A 22,567-nucleotide genomic window follows, 5' to 3' on the forward strand; every position below is an offset into this window, starting at 1 on the left:
CGGCTTTTTACCCCCCTTACATCACCACCATATTGTCACGATGAATTAATTCCTCATCGTCTGCATACCCGAGAATACGCTCGAATTCCGAACTCGGCCTTCCGACAACTTTTCTCACATCTTCCGCGCTATAATTAATCAACCCTCGCGCAACCTCCATCCCTTGAGCACTCACGCAAGAAACCAATTCGCCGCGCTGAAACCCGCCGATTACGTTTTTTACCCCCACCGCCAACAAGCTTTTGCCGGCATCCCTTAAAACCCTCACCGCACCGTCATCCAATTCCAGACGTCCCTTGACCTGCAACTGCCCGGCCAACCAACGCTTTCTCGCCAATAACGGCCCAATACTCGGCACCATATAGGTACCAATCAATTTACCCGCAACGACTTCAGCAATCACGTTCTCCGCGACACCGGCCGCAATCACCGTGGCCGCGCCGGAACGCGAAGCCAATCTTGCCGCACGCACCTTGGTATACATCCCTCCTCGACCAAGCCCGCTACGACTATCTCCAGCCATGGTATCGAGACTGGCATCATTCACATTGATCTCCGAAACCAAACGCGCAGCCGGATCGACACCGGGATCAGCGGTAAACAACCCTTGCTGATCAGTTAAGATAATCAACAACTCGGCTTCAATAAGGTTCGCCACCAACGCACCCAATGTATCGTTATCGCCGAAACGAATTTCTTCAGTCGCCACCGCGTCATTTTCATTAATTACCGGCACGACACCGAATTTGAGCAGCGCCAACAGCGTGCTTCTGGCATTTAAATAACGCCGCCGATCCGACAAGTCATCATGCGTCAACAAAACCTGAGCCGCATGCAATCCGTGTTGCTGAAAATTATTTTCAAAAACTCGGACCAACCCCATCTGCCCCACCGAAGCCGCCGCCTGCAATTCATGCAATGTTTTCGGACGAACCCTCAAACCCAAACGAGCCATACCCTCGGCCACCGCCCCCGAAGACACCAAAATCACTTCGATGCCGCGCGCGCGCAAACTTGCCATTTGCTCGACCCAAGCCGCAATCGCCTCCTTGTTGAGACCTCGCCCGCCGGCGGTCAATAAAGAACTACCGATCTTGACCACTACCCTTTTCGTTTTAGCAAAATCACTTCTGCTCACTGTCGCCCCGCCGTCGCTCTTCCAAAAAAATCATGATCGCAAACATCAATTCACGCGTTCCTTCACCCTGCAAGGCCGAAACCTTGAACACGGGCCCCTGCCACTCCAATTCGTCGACAATAGCCTGGCAATACTGTTCAACCGAATCGGGTTCAAGCCTGTCGATTTTATTCAGCACCAACCAGCGAGGCTTATCGGCCAAATCATCACTCCACGACTTCACCTCCCGAATAATCTTACGCGCCGACACCACCGGCGAATCCATCGATTCATAAGGCATTACATCGATCAAATGCAGCAACAATCCGGTACGCGATAAGTGCTTTAAAAACTGCAAGCCCAATCCGGCACCTTCGGCCGCACCCTCGATTACACCGGGAATATCGGCGATAACGAAACTGCGCAAATCATCGACCCTAACCACGCCCAAATTCGGATGCAAAGTCGTAAAGGGATAATCGGCGACTTTCGGACGAGCCGACGACACCGCTCGTATCAGACTGGATTTACCGGCATTGGGCAAACCCAAAAGCCCGACATCGGCAATCAGAGTCAATTCCAGCTTGAGCATACGATGCTCGCCCGGCGTCCCTTTCGTCGCCTGCATCGGCGTACGATTAATGCTACTCTTGAACCGCGTATTTCCCAGACCATGAAAACCGCCTTGAGCGACCAGTAACCGCTCACCCGCCTTGACCAACTCACCCAAAACCTCACCGGTTTCAGCCTCAGTCACCAAGGTTCCGGGCGGCACAGGCACCAAGCAATCCTCACCTTTCTTACCGGTACAGTTGCGGGCCATACCGTTTTGCCCTCGCTGCGCCCTATGCACCGGCTGATAACGAAAATCCACCAAGGTATTAACGTTTTCGGTAGCCACCAAATAGACACTACCGCCATCACCTCCGTCACCACCATCCGGCCCGCCTTTCGGAATAAACTTTTCACGACGAAAACCGACAGCGCCATTGCCGCCATCACCCGCCTCAACCCGAATCACCGCATCATCAACAAATTTCATCGCTTACACGTCGCATCTTCATCCGTTCACAAACAAAAAAGCCCCACCTTGAAGGGCGAGGCTTTTCATTAAACACTGCTTGCCGCGAATGCGGCGCAACGTCTTATGCAGCAACAATACTGACAAACTTGCGTTTATTAGGCCCTTTGACCTGAAAAACGATTTTGCCCTCTGCCGTTGCAAATAAAGTATGATCTCTACCGCAGCTAACATTATCGCCCGCATGAAATTTAGTGCCGCGCTGACGCACGATAATATTTCCCGCTTTTACGACTTGGCCGCCGAACATTTTAACACCCAAGCGTTTTGCATTGGAATCGCGACCGTTCCGAGTACTACCACCCGCTTTCTTATGAGCCATTACCCTACTCCCAAAAAAATTTAAGCAGAAATACCAGTAATCTGGACTTCTGTGAAATACTGACGATGCCCCATTTGCTTCATATGGTGCTTACGTCTTCTGAATTTAATAATTTTGATTTTTTTGTGCCTACCTTGAGACACCACAGTCGCCGTAACCTTGCCGCCTTCGACATAAGGCTGACCGACTTTTACAGCATCACCCGACTGAACCATCAGCACTTTATCGAATTCAACGCTATCGCCTGTTCCCAGCTCAAGTTTTTCTATTTTTAAGGTCGCACCTTCCTCAACCCGGTACTGTTTTCCACCTGTTTGAATTACCGCATACATCCGCGTCAGCTCCATCAAGCAACTATCTGTTAAAAGTAAACAGACAATTATATTTTTAAAAAAAAGTTACGTCAAACTTATATCCAACGAACTATTCGATTGCAATGCATAAAATAACACAACAAAGCTATTGACACCAATATACTTTATTCAATAGCATGGTCAGTTATCTTAGCCTTTACCCGAAAATAACTTTATTAATCGGATTTCACGGGCAGCACACCCGAATCAAACTTTAATTGACATTATTGAGCACTCATCGACTCATGGCATCCCAAACCAACCTTAGCCCGAATACTAAGCAACATCCGGATTTCAACACTATCAAGGAACTCACAACCGAGGAAACTAAAGCGGTCGACCAGCTAATCCTCGACGAGTTAAGCTCCGATGTCATTCTCATTAATCAAGTAGGCCATTATATTGTCGGCAACGGCGGCAAGCGTTTGCGCCCGATGTTACTATTATTGGCAGCCAAAGCGCTCGGCCCAATCCATAATCATCATCTCATTTTAGCCGCAGTCATTGAATTCATCCATACCGCAACTTTACTGCATGACGACGTGGTGGACGAATCGGAATTACGACGCGGCAAGGAATCCGCTAATGCGGTTTGGGGCAATGCTGCCAGCGTTTTAGTAGGCGACTACCTGTATTCGAGCGCCTTTGAAATGATGGTAAGAACCAACAACATGCGCGTAATGGAGATCCTATCCAAAACCACGACCGCGATTGCCGAAGGCGAGGTATTGCAACTACTTAACTGCAACAACCCGGAGACCACCGAAGCCAAATATCTTGAGGTCATCTCGCGCAAAACCGCAATTTTATTCAGCGCCGCCACGCGACTCGGCGCAGTAATTTCGCAAAGCGCCCCGGAAATTGAAGACAACCTCGCACGATACGGACAACATCTTGGCATCGCTTTTCAATTAATCGACGACGCCCTCGACTACAAAGCCACCAAGGAAGAACTCGGTAAGAATCTCGGCGACGACCTGGCCGAAGGCAAGCCCACACTACCGTTGATTCATGCAATTCAAGTCGGCACCCCCGAAGAAACGCAAATCATCATAGACGCAATCAAAACCGGCGACCGCGACGCCTTTCAAGAAGTCTATACCGTCGTACAAAAAACCCAAGCTATCGCCTACACCGAACAAAGAGCCCACGAAGAAGCCCAAAAAGCAATCGACGCACTAACCATATTACCTGACTCAACTTACAAGGCCGCCCTGATTGCTCTCGCCGAATTTTCGGTTCAGCGAAATTATTAACCATCGACATCCAAACCCGGATTAACGCGAAATTGACCGGCATCCATTCCGTACTTTTTTAGCTTTCCGTACACCGCTCTCGGCGTCAGATCCATCGCTGCAGCCACCTTTTTGACATCACCGCGATGCTGGCGTAAAGACGCTTGCAAAAAATTCCGCTCCGCATCCGCGACTACGCCTTCCTTGATGTCTCGCCAATTATCGCCAACCGCCTCAGGAGAGGGCATCTCCAGATCAAGCTGCGTAATTTCGGAGCCGGATACAAACAAAACCGCACGCTCCAATACATTCTCCAACTCTCTGACATTACCGGGCCAATGATAAGCGCGAATCTTTTGCATCACGCCCCGGCTAACCGAAAGCACCGTTTTATTATATTTTTCGCCCAACCTTTTCAAGATAACCTGAACCAAATACGGAAAATCCTCCCCTCTTTGCGCCAATGGCGGAATAGATAACCTCACCACATTCAAACGATAAAACAAGTCTTTCCGAAACAAGCCCTGCTCGACACGCTCCTGCAAATCCTGATTTGTCGCAGAAATCAAACGCACATCGACCTCAATGGTTTTTTTTCCACCAACGCGCTCCAACTCACCCTCTTGCACCACTCTTAACAGACGGGTCTGTGCGGCCGCAGACAACGAATCCACCTCATCTAGAAACAGCGTACCGCCATCGGCGCGCTCAAAAACACCTTGCTGGATCTCCACCGCCCCGGTAAATGCCCCTTTTTCATGCCCGAATAACGCACTCTCTATTAAGGTATCGGGAATCGCACCGCAATTAATTGCCATGAAAGCTTGACCACTACGCCAGCTCATCGCATGAATAGCGCGCGCAACTAACTCTTTACCAACCCCGGTTTCCCCTTGAATCAACACCGTCGCAACAGTCGGCGCAATTTTTTCAATCGCCTGCAATACTTTTTGCATGACCGGAGATTTTGCCACTATAACGGGCGGCTGCTTTTTAGTAGGCCTTGGCGATTTCAATCGCCATATTTTTTGCATGCTCTCTTCAATGCGAGAATGTAAATCCGTCATATCCTTCTCACCTTCTTCACTATTTCGATGACCATATTCAAGCCCCGGACGTCCTTTTGCCTCTTCCTCATTCAGATATACCGACACATCGCAGCCGCCGTCCTTACGAGCGATGCTCTTAGCGATTTCCACCTTGGCATAACCGAAGTTTCTGGCCGCAATCCCGCCGAAAACACTAGAGGTCATCCGGCATAATTCGGGAAAGTGCGTAACCCCTTCCCCAAAGGGACAGCAACTATTTTTAACCCGAACACATTGACTATCCGCCGAGACCAGAGAAAACCCACCGCCGATTTTATTTTTTAACCCAACAATTAACTCGATATAACTTTCCAGTTCCAACGCATCTTTGATATTGCGCTCTTCTCGATAAGTTTCTTCAAAAAACCTTCCCGCAGTTCGAGCGATGTATTCGATAAGCTCCTCGCTATGAGTTTTGCCTTGCTGTTCGGCAGCATGCATCAACTCCAACACAAAAGTCTGTAAAAAAAAGGTTGGCGTTAAATCGGAAAATGAAGTCTCATTCATGCGGCTCTCGTGTGAAATCTAATTTCACTAATTGAACCATAATTTCACAATATTTCCCAGGAAACTTTCTAACCCATTGTATTCACAAACCTTATAATTTTGCGATTCGATGGCATGCAAAATGCCTGACTTTATAAGATAAACCTTTTGAAATGAGTCCCAATTTAAAATATCAGCCTGCGCTTAATCCTTTGGAAACCCAACCCATTTATACTAAATACGCAGACGATAATAACGAAGCACTATTAAAACAACGATAATGAGGAGAAACACATGAGCAATGTATTGAATGAAGTTTTACTTGCCAACCGCGAATACGCCAATAGTTTCGACAAAGGCGACCTGCCGATGCCGCCGGGACGTCGTTTCGCAATCTTGACCTGCATGGATGCTCGTCTCGACCCCGCTAAATACGCCGGCCTTTCCGAAGGCGACGCTCACGTCATCCGCAATGCCGGCGGACGCGCCAGCGACGACGCAATCCGTTCGCTAGTTATTTCCTACAAACTCTTGGGTACCCGAGAATGGTTCGTAATCCATCACACCGATTGCGGTATGGAAACCTTCACGAATGAAATTATGGGCGATTTATTATCTAGCAGTCTAAAAACCGCCTCGGTCGATGCCGATGGCTGGCATGACAGTTGCGAAGGGCCCGGTTGCACCGACGGCAAATACATCAATTGGCTGACCATCAAGGATCAGGCGCAAAGCGTGACGGAGGACGTGATGCGCATCAGAAACAGCCCGCTGGTACCGTCCGATATTCCGATTTACGGCTATATCTATGACGTCAAAGACGGTAAATTGATAGAAGTTCCCGAAGCGACTGCGGCGGGACGCGCATAACGATGCAGCAGCCATGTTCAGCCGTAGTTATTGGGGTAGGTCCGGAACAAGGATTGGGCGCCACACTCGCCAAATGTTTTTCATCAAAAGGCTTGCACGTTTTTATTGCAGGCCGAAGTGAGGATAAGCTGCTACATGTGGTCAAAACCATCCGCCAACAAGGCGGATCGGCCACCTTAGTCGTCGCCGATGCAACGGTTGAACATGACATCGCGCATCTTTTCGAAACGATAGCCTTACAGGGTTATCCACTCGAAATTGCCGCCTACAATGTCGACAGCAATATTCGTAGCCCACTTTTGGAAACCGAAAACGAAACATTCGCTCGTTTGTGGCAGCAAAATTGTTTGGGTGGATTTTTATTCGGCAAGGAAGCCGTCTCTCTCATGCTCGAACGCGGCAAAGGTACGCTGTTTTTTACAGGCGCCACCGCTTCACTGAGAGCAAAACCGCCGTTTACCGCTTTTGCTTCCGCCAAAGCCGGACTTAGAGCCTTGGCGCAAGGTATGGCGCGAGAATTCTCGCCGCGCGGGATTCACGTCGTGCATACGATTCTCGACGGCGTGATCGACGGCGAACGAGCCAGAAAGCAATTCCCCGAATTTGTCGCACAAAAGGGCCCGGAAGGCTTGATGCAACTCGATGCAATCGCCGACACCTATTGGGCGATGCATCAACAACATCGGAGCGCTTGGACGCACGAGCTCGACTTGCGACCTTTTAAAGAATCTTTTTGACAGAACGTTATGAACCAGACCGATAAAACTTGGCATTTACAAGGCGCTATTTCGAAGCTTGTAACTGCGAAACCGCCTGCCCTTGCATCTGGCTAAAACCTCCTAGCGAAGGCGCCTGTAAATTACTGGTCGCTTGGCATATCGAGACAGGCCATTACCAACAGATTACGCTCGACAATCTTAATGTAGTCCTGGCCTGCTACTCGCCAGGGACGATGATCGAAGGCAACTGGCAAGCCGCTCTCTACATCGACGACCGCGCCGACGACAACCAAGCAAACGCGATTACCGAAATATTCGGCGGCCGCGCGGGCGGGCATCCGCAAATTTTGATGAGTTTAGTTAGTGAAGTACTTGGCATCGAAAAAACGCCGATACACTATTCGTCCGAAAAAAACCAACGCCGCCTGAGCATTCCGGGCATCGCCGAAGCCGAAATCGAAAGCATTCAAGGCATATCCGGCGGCGAATCGACAATCAGCAATCCGCCTCTGTGCGTGGTTCCTTCACACGCCTCGATCGTCGCACGCTCCAAACATTACCGTTATAAAGATTACCAATACGACTGGACCTTCTCGGAACGCAACGGCTTTTATTCCGATTTCGAATACCACCCCTAAGCCGTGACCCGAACCCAAAATACGCTGTTTGCGGCCTTACTGGCCGTCAATCTCATGGCATGGGCCGGAGTATTCTGGCAATACCGCTACATGTCCGAAACGCCAATGACGGAAATGTGGATGCGCCCTCCGCGACTTCAGCATGGTCGGCCTTCGATTTCGGTATCGTCTTTTCTATGTGGGCCGTCATGATGATCGCGATGATGCTTCCTTCCGCATTTCCGACCGTGATGGCATTTGCCACCATTTGCCGCAAACGAGGTCAAAACCTTTTTCGTTTATCCCCGCTGTTCGTGCTCGGCTATTTGAGCATCTGGCTTTTATTCAGCATTGTTTTAGCGCTATTGCAGTGGCAAATGCACGGCCTGCTCTGGCTGTCTCCAATGATGGACAACAACAATCGGATTCTCGCGATTGCGATATTAGTAATGGCCGGCGCCTATCAGTTTTCCCCGACTAAAAATGCTTGCCTAAGCTATTGCCAAAGCCCGGTAGGATTTTTAATGAACCGATGGCGCGATGGAGCAATGGGCGCTTATCGAATGGGCATACAACATGGAGTTGTTTGTTTGGGCTGTTGCTGGGCCGAAATGCTCGTGATGTTTTCGGTCGGCCTGATGAACATTACCGGCATGCTGGTATTAACCTTGATCATAACGCCCGAAAAATTAAGCCCATTCAATGCCGCAATCAGCGCCAGAATTGGTGGACTTCTATTTTTCGCTTGGGCAGGCGGAGTCATGCTTAGCGACTAACGCTCGCTAATCGAGAAAAAAGGCACATCCTTGTGTTAGATTTAGGAAAGACCACTCTAAAACCGGCCCGCTCCGGGCCGGTCAAGACAAACTTAAATATCGAAGTCTAGCTCGAAACCGCCGTAGGCGAAAATCGGCATGCCGGGGCGGGGGCCGTAGGGCTGCCTCGAAACGTTGTACTCTTCATTATTGGCATTTTGTACGCCGCCGAGCAATTTTATGCCTTTCGTCACCTGGTAATAGGCCGAAACATCGACGATGACATAGTCGTCTGTTTTACCGAAACGCGAATCGGGATTGCCATTGCCGTCTATTTGCAGGGATGTATTGCTCGCGCTGGTATACGTTTCACCGACATAGTTGCCGGTCACGTCGAAACCCCATTTGTCGAAATGAATACCGCTGCCGAAACTGACCGCATATTCGGGGATATAAGGCACGCGATTGCCTTTTTTGCCGAAGCTGAAAATCGATTCGGCGTCGGTCGAGGCCGCATCGTTTAATTGGACGGTATCGGTGTAGGTAAAGGAAACGAAGTAAGGATTACGGAAACCCCAGCCGAAAGCCTGTCCTGCATCGAAATTAAGCGCCAGTTCGACGCCTCGGGTATCGACTTCCCCGAAGTTTTCACCAAAATCAGCTCCGGCACCACCGATACTGTTCACCACGATCAAGTTTTCGAATTGCGTATAGAATCCGATAACTTCGGCAGAAAACGCTCCTTTTGCAAAACGCATTCCCAATTCGTAAGCATTATTCGTTTCGGCCTCTCTTTTGGCTTCTATGTCGGAAGGTCCGGGCGGAGAAAACCCTCGATGAACGCTACCGAATACCATCCATTCATCATTGAATTTATAATCGAGACTTGCTCCGCCAGCATACAAATCGAAGGATGTGGAGACTGTATCGGCCACGGTTCGTTGTCTATCCAAAGGAACGTGCTTCTTATATTCTTGATAAAGATGCTCGTAACGAATACCAGGCGTAAAGCCCCAATTACCGAATTCGATACGATCCTTTAGGAAAAAGGCATAGGCGCGCGTATCGCTTTTAGCATTATTTTGACCACCGGGTAATGTATCCAGCCGGTCACCGAAATTGTTCCCGGTAATCACGCCATTGGCATCTTGAGAATACGTAATTTGATGCTGATGCCTTTTCTCTCCATCTTCGTGATATCGAAAACCGCCGCTTAGCTCATGATGCGTAGCGCCTAAATCGATTCGATAGTTCGCTACCGATTCGACACCTCCAAGGTAATATTCGCGATTGTTGTCCCGGACCCGAAGCCCACAGTTCACACGACCCTTAAGACAATCCAAGCCCAACCCGCCATTTGCGCCTGCCAATGCACTGGCCAAGCCCATATTCCCCGACGCCCCTCCACGAATATCATGCAATTTACTCCAATTCCTTGCGAATTCGCTATAGTAAGCCGTCGTGACGATATCCAAGTCGTCGGTCGGCGAAATGAAATACCGCGCGAAGCCTCTGAAATGCTCGGTCGTGATATTATCGAATCGTGATGCCGCATAGCGCCGATACGGATCGTTTCTAAAATCGGCTTCACTCAAGCCGAGATAAGTTTCGTCGGCATCCATGTTCGAATAACCGAACTTGACCTCGAGCCTTTGGTACATTTCGGTATTCGGCTCCCAGGATAAGCGAATCATCGGTTCAACTTGTGAAAAACCGGTCCTATCACTCCCTTCAAAACCTGTAGTCGAATCGATCGTCTTGAAGCCGTCGGACCGCCGATAAAAACCCTCGACCAGATAACCGAAGCGGCCGAACTCGGTATCATGAGTGTTGCCGACATAACCGTGCGAGCGGACTTCATCGTAACTGCCGTAAATCGTCTTCAGATAAGCCTTGCCGTCTTCGGGAATCGGCGTTGACAGATAGTTCAACACCCCGCCGGTAATATGCGGACCGTATTTGACCTGACTGCCGCCTTTCATAACCTCGATGCCGCTCATACGACCGCCGGCCGGATTAAAATAAGCGGCAGGCGCTGAATAAGGGGCCGGCGCCGTCAACACGCCGTCTTCCATCACAGTAATTTTTGCACTGCGCGTCGTATCGACCCCGCGGAAACTGATGTTAGGAAACAGACCGAAACCGTCCTCTTCGCGGATATTAACGCCGGGGGCCTTACGTAAAATTCGATTGATATCGCTATAGGTTTGATCGCGAATATCGCTAGTATCGATGTAATGTGCCGACGCAGGCATATCCCGAGCCTTGTCAGGGTCGCCGATAATCTTAACCGTATCGAGCACGGTCGGCGGAGCATCCTTATCGACACCTTGCGCCTGAGGCGCTATCCCAAATGATAAACAGGCCAAAGATAACGACCCAATGACGCGTTTCGAATGAAACATAACTCCCCCACAAATGATATTGATTGTTTTATAACCGGAAGCAAGCCGGAATGATTTTTATAGATCAAAAAAATTAGCGAATACAATACAACAAGTGCTAATAGTAATCAATATCATTTGCATAAACATTTAACCCCCCCCTTCCCACCCTCCTTATTTCCATAACACTCACTTTATACTCAAAATTAAGGAATGCTCACAAAATAACTTCTATAAGTAGTAGGCTGTGTGGATATTCAGTGACTCGTTTGACAGGACGCTGAGCCGCCGACACCTGCCAATTGAGCAACCGCCCCTTAAAATGGGGAAGTTATTTACGACCAAATCTTTAAGGCCTGTTTGCGCTCCTTCAATACGAACAAAAATCGCGGAGTCAGCGGCCTAACTTATCTCATGCCCATTCATTAAGAATTGAACTTGTAGGTTGCCCCCGGGTCTCAGCAGTTCTTATAATTTGTGGGAATCTTCAGTTACAGGAAAATATTGATGACAATGAAAAAAATTCTTTTAATTTTTTGTGTTTCGACCATGTTAACGGCTTGCGCTTCTCAACCTACAACGTCCTCTAACTGGGCGCATGCCGTAAAAACAGCGCAAACGCGCGAAGACCATTTGCGTTTGGCCGAACATTACGATGAAGTTGCAAAAACCCTGGAAGCTAATGCAGAAGAAGAACGGCAAATGCTCAGGGAATACAGAGCCCGACCTTGGAAGCAAGGCAAAAGGATTCATGGACTGAAATCGCAAGCCGCCAAGATGACAAGAGACCTAGAAGTAGCAGCCGAAGATAGTCGCAAAATGGCCGAGTTTCACCGACAGATGGCTGAGGAACTTTCTGAATTTTAAGGGGAGTTATACCTTTCACACTTCAAATTTCGGCGATGCTTAAGGAGGCACCAGGGTGCTCGGCAAAGGCTTTGCCTAAATGGACGTATTTACGGCGCCCTTTGACGGCCCCCTGGTTCCGAATTTTGATCTGCGATGGGTATAACAAAAAAACTCACTGGATAGCTTGGGCACTGAAGTGGTTGGCGGATTTTGTTGGATCAAAATCCGCTTTTATCCCCCTATTTAGACTAAAAATAAAGGACCTTACTACTGCCTTTATACTCAAAAAATAGCTAACTTTATGAAGATATGGTGTGTGGCTAGCGAGGATGTCGGCAACACGGACCTCGATAGACACATCCCATGCCTTTTATTCTTAGATGGTTTTTCGATCATAAGGGAGCCACCTCTCTTAACACTAGAAAAAGAATCGAAAGCTCCTTGAACGTATTTATACCTTTCGCACTTCAAATTTCGGCAGTGCCCGAGGAGGCGCCTGGGTGTCCAATAAAGGCTTTGCCAGCATGGAGCTGGCATAGAGACTACATGGACGTATTCACGGCGTCCTTTAGCGGACAACCAGGCGCCAAATTTTGATCTACGACGGGTATAAGTTACCATTTGAGGCCGTTTTCAAAACCCTAGAAACGAATGATCGCATCCGCAGATATCAGCACTTGATCACTGGCCGCACCGGCATCGAATTCATTGGCGCCGGTCACCCAGTCGTACCTGACTTCAGGTCTAATCATTAACCAGGATAACGGAGAATAATTCACGCCCGCGGTAATCGCGAAGTAGTGATTTTTATTGCCCGCGGCAGAAACTTGAGTCCCGTCTTGATCACGGAACCATTCAAAACGAAGACCAGTAGCCAATTGATCATTGACGTCGTAAGTTAAATACTGATTGACGCCATACCACTTGGAATCGCCGCCCCTTTGGTAAACATTGTCTTGCACACCTAAATCGTGCTGCAAGGTATAGTGCAGCTCGTCGGTAAAATCATGATACAACACCACACTATACATTGAACGATGGCGCTCGACTTTAGATCCATCAACCGAGTCGCCCCTTTCCGCAACGACGGTATCGCCCGTAATATAAGAAACCGCCAATGTTGTTTTTTCATCGTCGGTCGTATAAGTCACGCCGCCCAAGAAATTGGCAGGCTGCTGAAAGAATGAATCCCAACCGGAGACCACCCCGCCCGTCAACTCGATGTTACTTGTCAAAGGATAGGACATTAAAACGCCGGTATGCGTAAACGGTTCGCCATATTGCATCGTATAAGCATGCGAAAAGAAGAAGTTATCCGGCGCGGTAACCACCTCATTGCCGATAATCGTATAAAAGTGACCGACCTTAGTCGTCAAACCGTTGCCGATCGGCGCAAACAATTCGGCATACACTTGCGGAAATGCCAGCTTATAAAATCGCGAGGAAGAATCGACGACAAGATTATCGTCGAAATTAGCCTGTGTCGTATAAGCAGCATCCACGCCGTAAACCACATCTGCGCGAAAACCCAAGTCCCACTTATTGCTCTCGGTATCGACCGCTTTTTCGATATAGCCATATAATTGATGCATATGGAATTCGTTCGAACGGTTATTGAATGTTACCGGACCATTAGTCTTGTCGCGCGGATCATGCGGATTACCCGCTATACCGCCCGAAACCCAGCCGCCGAATTTCAAACCCAAATCTCGCATCGGCGCGGTTTTATTGATATCGGAACCCGTTAAACTCTCAATGAGACCTTTATCTTCAGCATGCGCCGCCGATGACATCAGTATCGCGCTTACAAGAGTCAATCGCCAACCATTTTGCTTTTTATTTATGTACATAAGTGTCGCCTTTTTAAGTAGAGTAACTATCGAAAAACATTCTTGTGAATCAGTTATTCGACTAACTTAGATTAATCTTGCTTATTAACTAAAACCCCTAAACCTATTGATTCGCCATGATTTAAGCGTAGCTTTTGTTGCGTTTTACGCAAATTGTAGCATTAAAGATACAACCCAACTTGTCTAATGCAGATAATGTGCCACCATTGAAATACCCTTAACAAACAACATATAAGAAAATAAAACCTCTACCAACATGAAAGCAACCGCTCTTTTCTAGGGCGTATTAATAAACAAAAGCACAATTTAGGTGCGACGATCATTGCGCCATAAGGACTTGCACCGAAGAGATACCTCTTTCAAGCATAACAATCATCTCTCAACCCTATAATAATGAAATAAACCTATGCTATGAAACCGATGCGAAAACGACATACTCCCTTTATACTCAAAAAATGGCTAGCTTTATGAAGGTATGGGGTGTGGCTAGCGAGGATGTCGGCAACAGGGCAGATTTTTGCTCCATGCAAAATCTGCATTCACGCCATCCTTGGCGTTCGATCGCTGCCGTCAAGCCCCCATGAATGGGTTCACGACGGTCCTCGTTAGACACATCCCATACCTTTTATTCTTAGACGGTTTTTCGATCAAAAGGGAGTAAAACCGCAACGCCTAAGCCTCGAATATTCTCATAAACAAGGCCTGCTCATTTTTCCCGCAAAGCAATTCAAGATGATGTTGCCTTGTTTTTTCAATATAATGCACGCCAAACGACTTTAATTTCAGCCCATTTGCATCTGCCGTAGGACTCCGGATACTAACCATACTCGCAGCCAAGCGCCTTTTTTATTCGCAACCGAAGTTAATTGAACGCCCTGGTTAAAACTTAAAGTCGCATCAACTTTTAATGATTTGACCTCCCATAAGGTCCACGGAGAACCCAAGCTATGACAGCAGCCAACACCAAACCTTTAGGAATCACGGAAGTCGTATTACGCGACGCGCACCAGTCGATTCTGGCGACACGCCTTCGCATCGAAGACATGTTGCCGATCTGTGAAAAACTTGACAAAGTCGGCTACTGGTCTTTGGAAACCTGGGGCGGCGCCACATTCGACGCCTGCATCCGTTATTTGGGCGAAGACCCCTGGGAACGCCTTCGCCAACTGAAGGCCGCGATGCCCAACACGCCGCAACAAATGCTGTTTCGCGGCCAAAATATTCTCGGTTATCGGCATTATGCCGACGATGTCGTCGATAAATTCGTCGAACGCTGCGCGGTAAACGGCATCGACGTCTTTCGAATTTTCGACGCGATGAACGATATGCGCAATATCGAGCGCGCGGTAAAAGCGGTACTGGCCACGGACAAACACGCCCAAGGCACCATTTCTTATACGGTCAGTCCGGTACATACGCTCGACATGTGGGTCGATCAAGGCAAACAAATCGAAGACATGGGCGCGCATTCGGTTTGTATCAAGGATATGGCCGGCTTGTTGACGCCCTATGCCGCTTATGAGTTAGTTGGCCGCCTCAAGCAAAGTTTATCGATTCCGGTGCACTTACATTGCCATGCGACGACAGGGCTAAGCGTCGGAACGCTGATTAAAGCCGCGGAAGCCGGAATCGATAATGTCGACACGGCAATTTCCTCGCTTAGCATGACTTACGGACACAGCCCTACCGAAACCATGGTCGCCGCACTTGAGGGTCAAGCGAGAGATACCGGACTCAACATCAAGAAATTAGAAGACATTGCCGCCTATTTCCGAGAAATTCGCAAAAAATACGCACGTTTCGAAGGCAATTTAAAAGGCGTCGACAGCCGCATCCTGACTAGCCAAGTACCCGGCGGAATGCTGACCAACATGGAAAGCCAATTAAAGGAACAAAATGCCGCAGACCGCTTCGATGAGGTCTTGGAAGAAATACCGCGAGTCCGAGAAGACCTAGGCTTCATTCCACTTGTGACACCAACATCGCAAATCGTCGGCACGCAAGCGGTCATCAATGTATTGACCGGCGAGCGCTATAAAACTATCACCAAGGAATCTGCAGGTGTACTGAAAGGCGAATACGGTGCTACGCCGGCTCCGGTTAATGCCGAGCTTCAAGCCAAGGTGCTGGTCGGCGCCAAACCGATCACCTGCCGTCCAGCCGATTTGCTGGAACCCGAAATGGACAAATTAATCGAAGAAGTCCGCGCCAAAGCGAAAGCCGAAGACGTAACATTAGCCGACAATCTCGAAGAAGACGCTCTGATTTATGGCTTATTCGCCCAAATCGGCTGGAAATTCATTAGCCATCGCGGCCAGGCCGAAGCCTTCGAAGCCCCGCCTTCGAACGAACCTGCAGTCCCCGTTCCGACCGTACCGCAAAAAACCGCATGTCAAGCCGAAACCTATAGCGTCAACGTTGACGGCAAAACCTTTAATGTCTCGGTTGCGCCGGGCGGAACAACATTCGACATCAAGCCGGGAATAACACCTGCAGAACCAGCTCAGCCAATCAACTCCGGAGGCGCGATCGTTCAAGCGCCAATGGCGGGAAATATCTTAAAGATCAATGTCAGTATTGGCGGCACGGTAAAAGCCGGCGATGTAGTCGTGATCATGGAGGCCATGAAAATGGAAACCGAAGTTCGCTCCAAAACCAGCGGCACGGTATCTATCGTCCATATCAAGGAAGGTTCCGCAGTGACGGTCGGCGACGCCCTGATTACCTTATAAAGCCACAAGAGCCAGAGATAAACCACCGTTCGTGCCTAGCACTGCCAAAGCATGAACGGTCCTCCCCTTAACATCGCGCCGGCACCTTCCCGAACCCCAACCCCTTCTTTATTAAATAAGGACTAAGGCGCGCCGATGAGGATAAATAAAAGCGCTCTTCAATTTATAATAAAAAAGCCCTAGGGATTTCGTGATAAATAATGTCCAGGAACTATGAGCGTTGTTGAGGGTTCGGTAACTCGCTTGACAGGACGCCGCAAATACGTCCGTGTAGGCTTGACGGCGGCTTTCCCTGCCGCCGACACCTGCCAATCGAGTTACCGAACCCTCCGAAAATAGGGAAGTTATTTACGACCAAATCCTAGGTTAACGAATTCAGTCCATTAGCATTTCCTAATTCCTGGCCTTGTCTCTGCTAATGCGTGATGCACTCAACAACTATTCAGAATAAAAATCAACTTCAATCGAGATCATTTATGGAAAATTTAAATTCGCTCTGGCAAAGCACCGGGATCTACAACATCCAAACCGGCCAGGCTTTTATGATGATGGTAGGTTTTTTACTTCTGTTCCTGGCCATCAAGAAAGGTTTTGAGCCTCTATTACTACTACCGATCGGTTTCGGCGCAGTGCTGAGCAACATACCGATTGCAGACATGGCCGAAGAAGGCGGTCTTTTATACTATTTATATTTCGGCATTAAAACCGGCATATTTCCATTATTGATCTTCATGGGCGTCGGAGCAATGACGGACTTCGGACCGATGCTGGCCAACCCGAAGACCTTATTACTAGGCGCTGCGGCTCAATTCGGTATTTTTTCAACATTATTAGGCGCATTAGCGCTAAACATGGTGCCCGGCCTCGAGTTTTCGCTTAAGGATGCCGCGGCAATTGCCATTATCGGCGGCGCCGACGGGCCTACGGCCATCTATGTTGCTTCGAAGTTAGCCCCTGACCTGCTCGGAGCGATCGCAGTTGCCGCTTATTCCTATATGGCTCTGGTGCCGCTCATCCAACCGCCGATCATGCGCGCATTGACTACGGAAAAAGAGCGCATGATCGAAATGGAGCAGCTCAGAGCCGTCAGTAAATCCGAAAAAATCTTGTTTCCACTGCTGCTATTACTGTTAACTGCCTTGCTTTTGCCCTCGGCCGCGCCCTTGGTAGGCATGTTTTGTTTAGGTAACCTAATGAATACTTGCGGGGCGGTCGACCGTCTGAGCAAGACCGCGCAAAACGAATTGATCAACATCGTCACGATTTTCTTAGGCCTTTCGGTCGGCTCTAAACTGAGCGCCGAAGCATTTCTGAAATTCGAAACACTCGGTATTTTGGGTTTGGGCGCGATCGCTTTTTGCATCGGCACCGCCGCCGGCGTCATCATGGCAAAAATCATGAATAAATTCAGCAAAACACCGGTCAACCCGCTAATAGGCGCGGCCGGTGTATCGGCGGTCCCGATGGCGGCCAGGGTCGCCAATAAGCTAGGTCTTGAAAGCAACCCTCATAACTTCCTGCTGATGCATGCAATGGGACCGAACGTTGCCGGCGTGATCGGCTCCGCCGTCGCGGCCGGGATTTTGTTGAGCTTGGTTGATTAGAAATACGCAGAAGTATACCTTTCGCACTTCAAATTTCGGCATTGCCTCAGGAGGCGCCGGGGTGCTCCGCAAAGGCTTTGATAGCATGGATGCTATCATAGAGCCTACATGGTCGTATTTACGGCGTCCTTTGACGGGCACCCCGGCACCGAAATTTGACAAGCAAAGGGTATATATTCAAGTTTTCCTCAAGCGCTTGCCTTGCTTGTCCCCTCGTTTTTTATTAACGAAAGCCACTCCTCGGTGCGCTTTTTTTCTAACGGGCGGAGCGCTACGCGTAGTGCGTTTATTATCCTTTTTTTCCGCTCCCGACCGATCCTCCAATGAAACGGCTTCGTAACCGGTATCGGCAACGCGCGGTATCGACCGTTTTAATAATTTCTCAATCGCCAAGAGCATCGGCGCTTCCTCGGGGCAAACTAGCGAAATAGCCTCGCCGACCCATCCTGCGCGACCGGTTCTGCCAATACGATGCACATAATCCTCGGCCACGGATGGTAGATCGAAATTAACCACATGCGGCAATTGATCGATATCGAGGCCTCGCGCGGCAATATCGGTCGCCACCAAAACCGCTATTTTCCCGGATTTGAATCCCGCCAAAGCACGCATCCTCGCGCCTTGAGATTTGTCACCGTGCAATACCCCAGTCCGAATACCATCTTTGATTAATTGCTCGGCCAAACGGTCCGCCCCATGCCGGGTTCTAACGAACACCAAGACTTGTCGCCAATTACCGCTACCGATCAGGTAAGATAATAATTCCCGCTTGTATTCGCGCTTAATCGGATAAATACGTTGTTCGACGGTATCGGCATCGATCGTTTGCCGCGGCGCTTCAATTGCGACCGGATCATGCAGTAAGCGCCCTGCCAGGGTTTTTATCTCATTAGAAAAAGTCGCCGAAAATAACAAATTTTGACGCTGTCTAGGCAGCAATGCCAGTATTGCATCGACTTCACGCTTGAAACCCATATCCAGCATTCGGTCGGCTTCATCAAGAACCAATATTTCGACTCGCCCCAAATCGACATTGCCTTGGCGAGCATGGTCTAGCAATCGTCCCGGAGTCGCGACAACAATATCGCAACCGCGCCGCAACTGTTGAGCTTGACCGTTCATGCTCACACCACCGAAAACCACCTCACTAAACAACGCGACATGCTTGCCGTAATCCTTGAAACTTTGATGCACTTGTACTGCCAGTTCGCGAGTCGGCACCAATACCAATGTACGAACCGGCCGAGGTTTTTTGTTAATCGTCTCGCTCAACCGCTGCAGGATCGGTAACGCAAAACCGGCCGTTTTACCGGTTCCGGTTTGCGCGCCGGCCATGACATCGCGTCCGTCAAGAATAAGCGGAATAGCTTTTTGCTGTATCGGCGTAGGCGTTTCATAACCCTGTTCCGCAACTGCTGTTTGGAGTTGGGCAATAAGCCCTAGAGATTCGAATGTCATAATTTTTAGGTGGGGGAAATAAAGTTGCGGGTTAATAAAAATTGGCCCTTTGCCAATTAAAACAGACGGCTCAGACTAATTCACTGGTGGGGGAACACCCATAAGCGCCAAATTAGCGCCTATTCTGTAGTGCTTTTGCGGCATTATTCGTCATGTCGGAATAGATTGCAGATATCCAGATTACATAAATGTGAAGCTTCGCATTGCCATCCATGGCACTGGATTCCGCCAATCCCTGGCGGAATGACGCATTTTTTCTTTATGTTGGCGTCTATTGGCTCGTCACCTTCGCCTCAATGAACGACAATTTTTGGCGCTGTGGGATACATTTGGCGAGAACATAAGAACCCATCTTTCATCTTTCATCTTTCATCTTTCATCTTTCATCTTTCATCTTTCATCTTTCATCTTTCATCTTTCATCTTTCACCTTCGCTGAAAATCTTGGAAACGGAGCGCCAGCGAAGTGAAGATTTTTAGTCCCCGATAGCCGTAGCGCCGGGTGTTTTGCCGGAGTCTGCGCGAATAGCGCAGGCGGAGGCAAAATACAAGGCATCGCGACACGGCGTAAAGCCATTTGTGGGAGTGCTACGGAGCCGCATCGAGTTTACGATGATGTGGCGTAGTGGCACGGACGCAGGGCGAATCGGGGCCGCCGAAGGCAATAATCGCCAAGTAATTTTTCGCTGCTGAAATCGGACGGACCCCATTTCAGCTTTCGCGAAAAATCTTGGCGCGCTTGTCATCTTTCACCTTTCACCCCCCCGTTACATTCATATGTCTGAAAATAACCGGTTGTTCGTTTAGATTGAATTCATGCTTTTCCGGTTTGATTTTCATCGCCTCGACGATCGCATTTTTAAGCGCATCGAGATTCCCCGGATTTGCTCGAATGACTTTTTTTAGATCGACCGAGTGCTCGTTGCCGAGGCACAACAGCAATCGGCCTTCAACGGTCAATCGGACACGATTGCAGGTGCTACAAAAATTGTGGCTATGCGGCGAGATAAACCCGACCTTGGTCGAAGTTCCTGCAACCTGGAAGTATTTCGAAGGCCCACCGGTTTTTTCGGTACTCGCAATCAAATTGAAATGCCGTTCCAAATCGGCTTTAATTTCATCGCTGGAGTAATACGCTTCGGCGCGATCGTGACTGCCGATGACACCGAGCGGCATTTCTTCGATGAAGCTGATATCCAAATCACGGTCGATTGCAAACTGAACCAAATCGGTCGTTTCTTCATGATTACGATTTTTCAAAACGACCGCATTGATTTTGATGCGTTTGAACCGCGCCTGCCTCGCCGCCTCGATACCTCGCAACACCTGATGCAAGTCGCCGGTTCGGGTAATATCCTTGAATTTTTTTGCATCGAGCGTATCCAAGCTGACATTGAGCCTCTTTACGCCGGCCGATTTAATCGCTTGCGCCATCGTCGCCAATTGAGAACCGTTGGAGGTCAGAACCAGTTCATTCAGTCCCGACAAACGCCCCAGATTTTCGAGCAATTGCAATGCGCCTTTGCGCACCAACGGCTCGCCCCCGGTCACACGGATTTTTTTGACGCCCAATTCAGTAAACGCCCGGGCTATCGTATGGATTTCTTCGAGCGTTAAAATTTGCGCACGCGGCAAAAACACCATGTCTTCGGCCATACAATATTGACATCGAAAATCGCAGCGGTCGGTGATTGAAATTCTTACATAATCGACAATTCTGCCGAAGCGGTCGATCAATTGCGTCGTGTTGGATAATGAACTCATAAGTTATATCGGTTGACTAATGTGGCAATATTATCACAATACGGCTCATAGTCTGTTTTAGTGGTTTGCTCTCGACTGCCGGTTCCAGACGCAGTCTACCGCTTACCTCCCTGTAAGCGTCGACTGCCGGTTCCAGACGCAGTCTACCGCTTACCTCCCTGTAAGCGTCGAACAAAATAGCATTGCCATAAAAGCCGAAAACATGACCGCGCGAAGTATAGCCTCCCCATTTCAGAGCCAAAACAAGTTAGAATGTTTCGGTTATTGACTATCGAACAGAAAGGATGACTCCAATGAAAAAACAATTACACTTTTTCTGGCTTGGCTTGTTGTTCTCGCTCAACAGCTTCGCTGCAGAACCCGTTATTATACGTCTGGGTATTTTGGAGTTCGGCACGGCAGCCTGGGAAGTGCAAACCTTACAAAGTGCTAAACTCGACGAATCCGGCAAATTTGAATTGGCTATTCATCCACTGGCCAACCCTGAAGCCGGTAAAATTGCACTGCAATCAGGTGCGGTCGACATTATCGTCTCCGACTGGATATGGGTATCGAAATTGCGCTCGACGGGTGCCGATTATACGTTTTATCCTTACTCAAATGTCTCGGGCGGGCTCGTCGTTACTGAAAACAGCCCGATCAAAACGCTAAACGACCTTAAAGATAAACGCTTAGGTATCGCCGGCGGAGAACTCGACAAAAACGGGTTGCTGATGCAAGCCGCTTTCCAACAACAAGGCAATAGCGAAATCGCTTCATCTATCGAAAAGGTCTACGGCGCTCCACCCTTACTCAATCAGCAAATGCTCAACAACCGCCTTGATGCCGTCATGACATATTGGCATTTTGCCGCCAAACTTGAAGCTCAAGGATATCGCCAAATTATCGACGGTCAAGCGTTGATCAAAACACTAGGAATAGAAGAGGAGGTGCCGGCGCTTGGCTATGTCTTCAAACAAAGCTGGGCCGAGCAACATAAACAAGTACTGACCGGTTTTTTGCAAGCCGCTCGACAAGCCCGCGCATTGCTATGCGAATCGGATGAAGCCTGGCAAAAAATCCTGCCGTTAACGCAAACCGATGATACGCATACTCAAAGCGTACTGCGCAAGCGTTATTGCGAAGGCGCCGTAAAACAGTGGGGTGACCCAGAAAAAAATGCGGCTAACCGCATCTACCGTATTTTGAAAACGGTCAGCCACAACAAACTGACCGGAAAAGACGACAATCTGCAGCCAGGTACTTTTTGGGCCATCGACCAAGAATAATGCTCGGATGTCACTG

Annotated in this window: 18 protein-coding genes; 9 read left to right on the plus strand and 9 right to left on the minus strand. The window is 49.0% G+C overall.

The features are described from left to right. Positions 1-16: 16 nt before the first annotated feature. The 4 genes from proB to rplU all read right to left on the minus strand — a co-directional run bounded on the left by proB (position 17) and on the right by rplU (position 2,852). Positions 17-1,138, minus strand: a complete 1,122-nt coding sequence (proB, locus tag EQU24_RS19110) for a glutamate 5-kinase (RefSeq protein WP_026130319.1) — start codon at positions 1,136-1,138, stop codon at positions 17-19. Next, entirely contained in the window at positions 1,125-2,159 is a 1,035-nt protein-coding gene (cgtA, locus tag EQU24_RS19115; protein ID WP_017842031.1) for an Obg family GTPase CgtA, read from the minus strand. Before cgtA ends, proB begins: the two co-directional genes overlap by 14 nt. Before the next feature lie 103 nt (positions 2,160-2,262). Further along, positions 2,263-2,520: a 50S ribosomal protein L27 gene (rpmA, locus tag EQU24_RS19120; protein WP_014150001.1), complete on the minus strand. Its 258-nt coding sequence runs from the start codon at positions 2,518-2,520 to the stop codon at positions 2,263-2,265. Between the two features lie 20 nt (positions 2,521-2,540). Continuing rightward, positions 2,541-2,852, minus strand: coding sequence for a 50S ribosomal protein L21 (rplU, locus tag EQU24_RS19125; RefSeq protein ID WP_017842030.1), 312 nt, complete (start codon positions 2,850-2,852; stop codon positions 2,541-2,543). 266 nt (positions 2,853-3,118) lie between these two features. Between rplU and ispB the strand changes: the two genes are divergently transcribed. Beyond that, positions 3,119-4,129: an octaprenyl diphosphate synthase gene (ispB, locus tag EQU24_RS19130; protein WP_017842029.1), complete on the plus strand. Its 1,011-nt coding sequence runs from the start codon at positions 3,119-3,121 to the stop codon at positions 4,127-4,129. Here the strand turns inward: ispB and EQU24_RS19135 are convergent. Further along, positions 4,126-5,703, minus strand: a complete 1,578-nt coding sequence (locus EQU24_RS19135; RefSeq protein WP_017842028.1) for a sigma 54-interacting transcriptional regulator — start codon at positions 5,701-5,703, stop codon at positions 4,126-4,128. The two genes, ispB and EQU24_RS19135, sit on opposite strands and share 4 nt — an antisense overlap. A 273-nt stretch (positions 5,704-5,976) precedes the next feature. On the opposite strand from EQU24_RS19135, the gene EQU24_RS19140 reads away from it, so the two are divergent. Genes EQU24_RS19140 through EQU24_RS19155 form a run of 4 tightly spaced genes read left to right on the plus strand, consistent with a single transcriptional unit; the run spans position 5,977 to position 8,664 of the window. Further along, the gene (locus EQU24_RS19140; protein ID WP_017842027.1) at positions 5,977-6,552 is read left to right on the plus strand and encodes a beta-class carbonic anhydrase; all 576 of its coding nucleotides are present in this window, start codon (positions 5,977-5,979) and stop codon (positions 6,550-6,552) included. A 2-nt stretch (positions 6,553-6,554) separates the two neighbouring features. Then, on the plus strand, positions 6,555-7,289 hold the full coding sequence (locus EQU24_RS19145; RefSeq protein ID WP_017842026.1) for an SDR family NAD(P)-dependent oxidoreductase: 735 nt from the start codon (positions 6,555-6,557) through the stop codon (positions 7,287-7,289). A gap of 29 nt (positions 7,290-7,318) precedes the next feature. After that, positions 7,319-7,909, plus strand: coding sequence for a DUF1326 domain-containing protein (locus EQU24_RS19150; protein ID WP_017842025.1), 591 nt, complete (start codon positions 7,319-7,321; stop codon positions 7,907-7,909). A 59-nt stretch (positions 7,910-7,968) separates the two neighbouring features. Next, positions 7,969-8,664: a DUF2182 domain-containing protein gene (locus EQU24_RS19155; protein WP_085986406.1), complete on the plus strand. Its 696-nt coding sequence runs from the start codon at positions 7,969-7,971 to the stop codon at positions 8,662-8,664. 92 nt (positions 8,665-8,756) lie between these two features. Here EQU24_RS19155 and EQU24_RS19160 read toward each other — a convergent pair whose 3' ends face one another. After that, positions 8,757-11,048, minus strand: coding sequence for a TonB-dependent receptor family protein (locus EQU24_RS19160; protein ID WP_017842024.1), 2,292 nt, complete (start codon positions 11,046-11,048; stop codon positions 8,757-8,759). A gap of 486 nt (positions 11,049-11,534) precedes the next feature. Between EQU24_RS19160 and EQU24_RS19165 the strand changes: the two genes are divergently transcribed. Beyond that, complete coding sequence (locus EQU24_RS19165; RefSeq protein ID WP_017842023.1) at positions 11,535-11,894, plus strand: hypothetical protein; 360 nt, start codon at positions 11,535-11,537, stop codon at positions 11,892-11,894. A gap of 623 nt (positions 11,895-12,517) precedes the next feature. Here EQU24_RS19165 and EQU24_RS19170 read toward each other — a convergent pair. Beyond that, on the minus strand, positions 12,518-13,726 hold the full coding sequence (locus EQU24_RS19170; RefSeq protein ID WP_017842020.1) for a porin: 1,209 nt from the start codon (positions 13,724-13,726) through the stop codon (positions 12,518-12,520). A gap of 947 nt (positions 13,727-14,673) precedes the next feature. Between EQU24_RS19170 and oadA the strand changes: the two genes are divergently transcribed. After that, positions 14,674-16,458, plus strand: a complete 1,785-nt coding sequence (gene oadA, locus EQU24_RS19175; protein WP_017842019.1) for a sodium-extruding oxaloacetate decarboxylase subunit alpha — start codon at positions 14,674-14,676, stop codon at positions 16,456-16,458. A gap of 476 nt (positions 16,459-16,934) precedes the next feature. Continuing rightward, the gene (locus EQU24_RS19180; protein WP_017842018.1) at positions 16,935-18,062 is read left to right on the plus strand and encodes a sodium ion-translocating decarboxylase subunit beta; all 1,128 of its coding nucleotides are present in this window, start codon (positions 16,935-16,937) and stop codon (positions 18,060-18,062) included. Between the two features lie 177 nt (positions 18,063-18,239). Here EQU24_RS19180 and EQU24_RS19185 read toward each other — a convergent pair whose 3' ends face one another. Both EQU24_RS19185 and moaA read right to left on the minus strand, forming a co-directional pair. Further along, a complete protein-coding gene (locus EQU24_RS19185; RefSeq protein ID WP_017842017.1) occupies positions 18,240-19,520 on the minus strand; it encodes a DEAD/DEAH box helicase in 1,281 nt (426 codons plus the stop codon). A 755-nt stretch (positions 19,521-20,275) separates the two neighbouring features. After that, complete coding sequence (gene moaA / locus EQU24_RS19190) at positions 20,276-21,283, minus strand: GTP 3',8-cyclase MoaA (RefSeq protein ID WP_017842016.1); 1,008 nt, start codon at positions 21,281-21,283, stop codon at positions 20,276-20,278. Positions 21,284-21,576: 293 nt separating this feature from the next. Here moaA and EQU24_RS19195 point away from each other — a divergent pair, with 293 nt between their 5' ends. Further along, on the plus strand, positions 21,577-22,551 hold the full coding sequence (locus EQU24_RS19195) for an ABC transporter substrate-binding protein (protein ID WP_017842015.1): 975 nt from the start codon (positions 21,577-21,579) through the stop codon (positions 22,549-22,551). Positions 22,552-22,567 lie beyond the last annotated feature (16 nt).

The sequence above is a fragment of the Methylotuvimicrobium buryatense genome (assembly GCF_005931095.1).
Classification (GTDB): domain Bacteria; phylum Pseudomonadota; class Gammaproteobacteria; order Methylococcales; family Methylomonadaceae; genus Methylotuvimicrobium; species Methylotuvimicrobium buryatense.